The sequence below is a fragment of the Streptomyces sp. NPDC004658 genome, from assembly GCF_040609555.1.
Taxonomy (GTDB): Bacteria; Actinomycetota; Actinomycetes; order Streptomycetales; family Streptomycetaceae; genus Streptomyces.
Genome location: NZ_JBEXKG010000359.1, coordinates 1 through 2,471, shown reverse-complemented (window position 1 = coordinate 2,471; position 2,471 = coordinate 1). Strand labels below are relative to the sequence as shown.

The window sequence follows — 2,471 nt, the reverse complement described above, 5'->3', positions numbered from 1 at the left end:
GGACAAGCCCTCGGCCTATTAGTACCAGTCAACTCCACCCGTTACCGAGCTTCCATATCTGGCCTATCAACCCAGTCGTCTACTGGGAGCCTTACCCCATCAAGTGGGTGGGAGTCCTCATCTCGAAGCAGGCTTCCCGCTTAGATGCTTTCAGCGGTTATCCCTCCCGAACGTAGCCAACCAGCCATGCCCTTGGCAGAACAACTGGCACACCAGAGGTTCGTCCGTCCCGGTCCTCTCGTACTAGGGACAGCCCTTCTCAAGACTCCTACGCGCACAGCGGATAGGGACCGAACTGTCTCACGACGTTCTAAACCCAGCTCGCGTACCGCTTTAATGGGCGAACAGCCCAACCCTTGGGACCGACTCCAGCCCCAGGATGCGACGAGCCGACATCGAGGTGCCAAACCATCCCGTCGATATGGACTCTTGGGGAAGATCAGCCTGTTATCCCCGGGGTACCTTTTATCCGTTGAGCGACGGCGCTTCCACAAGCCACCGCCGGATCACTAGTCCCGACTTTCGTCCCTGCTCGACCCGTCGGTCTCACAGTCAAGCTCCCTTGTGCACTTACACTCAACACCTGATTGCCAACCAGGCTGAGGGAACCTTTGGGCGCCTCCGTTACCCTTTAGGAGGCAACCGCCCCAGTTAAACTACCCATCAGACACTGTCCCTGATCCGGATCACGGACCCAGGTTAGACATCCAGCACGACCAGACTGGTATTTCAACGACGACTCCACCTGAACTGGCGTCCAAGCTTCACAGTCTCCCAGCTATCCTACACAAGCCGAACCGAACACCAATATCAAACTGTAGTAAAGGTCCCGGGGTCTTTCCGTCCTGCTGCGCGAAACGAGCATCTTTACTCGTAGTGCAATTTCACCGGGCCTATGGTTGAGACAGTCGAGAAGTCGTTACGCCATTCGTGCAGGTCGGAACTTACCCGACAAGGAATTTCGCTACCTTAGGATGGTTATAGTTACCACCGCCGTTTACTGGCGCTTAAGTTCTCAGCTTCGCCCACCCGAAAGTGAGCTAACCGGTCCCCTTAACGTTCCAGCACCGGGCAGGCGTCAGTCCGTATACATCGCCTTACGGCTTCGCACGGACCTGTGTTTTTAGTAAACAGTCGCTTCTCGCTGGTCTCTGCGGCCACCCCCAGCTCAGAGCGCAAAGCTCATCACCAGGAATGGCCCCCCTTCTCCCGAAGTTACGGGGGCATTTTGCCGAGTTCCTTAACCATAGTTCACCCGAACGCCTCGGTATTCTCTACCTGACCACCTGAGTCGGTTTAGGGTACGGGCCGCCATGAAACTCGCTAGAGGCTTTTCTCGACAGCATAGGATCATCCACTTCACCACAATCGGCTCGGCATCAGGTCTCACCCTGCATGAGCGGCGGATTTACCTACCACTCGGGCTACACCCTTACCCCGGGACAACCACCGCCCGGGATGGACTACCTTCCTGCGTCACCCCATCACTCACCTACTAACCGCTTGGTCCGGCGGCTCCACCACTTTCCATTCCCCGAAGGGTCCGGAACGGCTTCACGGCCTTAGCATCACGATGCTCGATGTTTGACGCTTCACAGCGGGTACCGGAATATCAACCGGTTATCCATCGACTACGCCTGTCGGCCTCGCCTTAGGTCCCGACTTACCCTGGGCAGATCAGCTTGACCCAGGAACCCTTAGTCAATCGGCGCAAACGTTTCTCACGTTTGTATCGCTACTCATGCCTGCATTCTCACTCGTCAACCGTCCACGACTACCTTCCAGTGCCGCTTCACCCGGCAGACGACGCTCCCCTACCCATCACAGCCGGCGTTGGCCGTTATGCTGCAATGACACGACTTCGGCGGTACGCTTGAGCCCCGCTACATTGTCGGCGCGGAATCACTAGACCAGTGAGCTATTACGCACTCTTTCAAGGGTGGCTGCTTCTAAGCCAACCTCCTGGTTGTCTCTGCGACTCCACATCCTTTCCCACTTAGCGTACGCTTAGGGGCCTTAGTCGATGCTCTGGGCTGTTTCCCTCTCGACCATGGAGCTTATCCCCCACAGTCTCACTGCCGCGCTCTCACTTACCGGCATTCGGAGTTTGGCTAAGGTCAGTAACCCGGTAGGGCCCATCGCCTATCCAGTGCTCTACCTCCGGCAAGAAACACACGACGCTGCACCTAAATGCATTTCGGGGAGAACCAGCTATCACGGAGTTTGATTGGCCTTTCACCCCTAACCACAGGTCATCCCCCAGGTTTTCAACCCTGGTGGGTTCGGTCCTCCACGAAGTCTTACCTCCGCTTCAACCTGCCCATGGCTAGATCACTCCGCTTCGGGTCTTGAGCGTGCTACTACAGCGCCCTATTCGGACTCGCTTTCGCTACGGCTTCCCCACACGGGTTAACCTCGCAACACACCGCAAACTCGCAGGCTCATTCTTCAAAAGGCACGCAGTCACGAGA

General features: G+C 56.7%; 1 rRNA gene. It reads right to left on the bottom strand.

Annotation, left to right across the window (positions count from 1 at the left end):
• Positions 1-2,471 (bottom strand): 23S ribosomal RNA (locus tag ABZV94_RS41235); the annotation flags it as partial.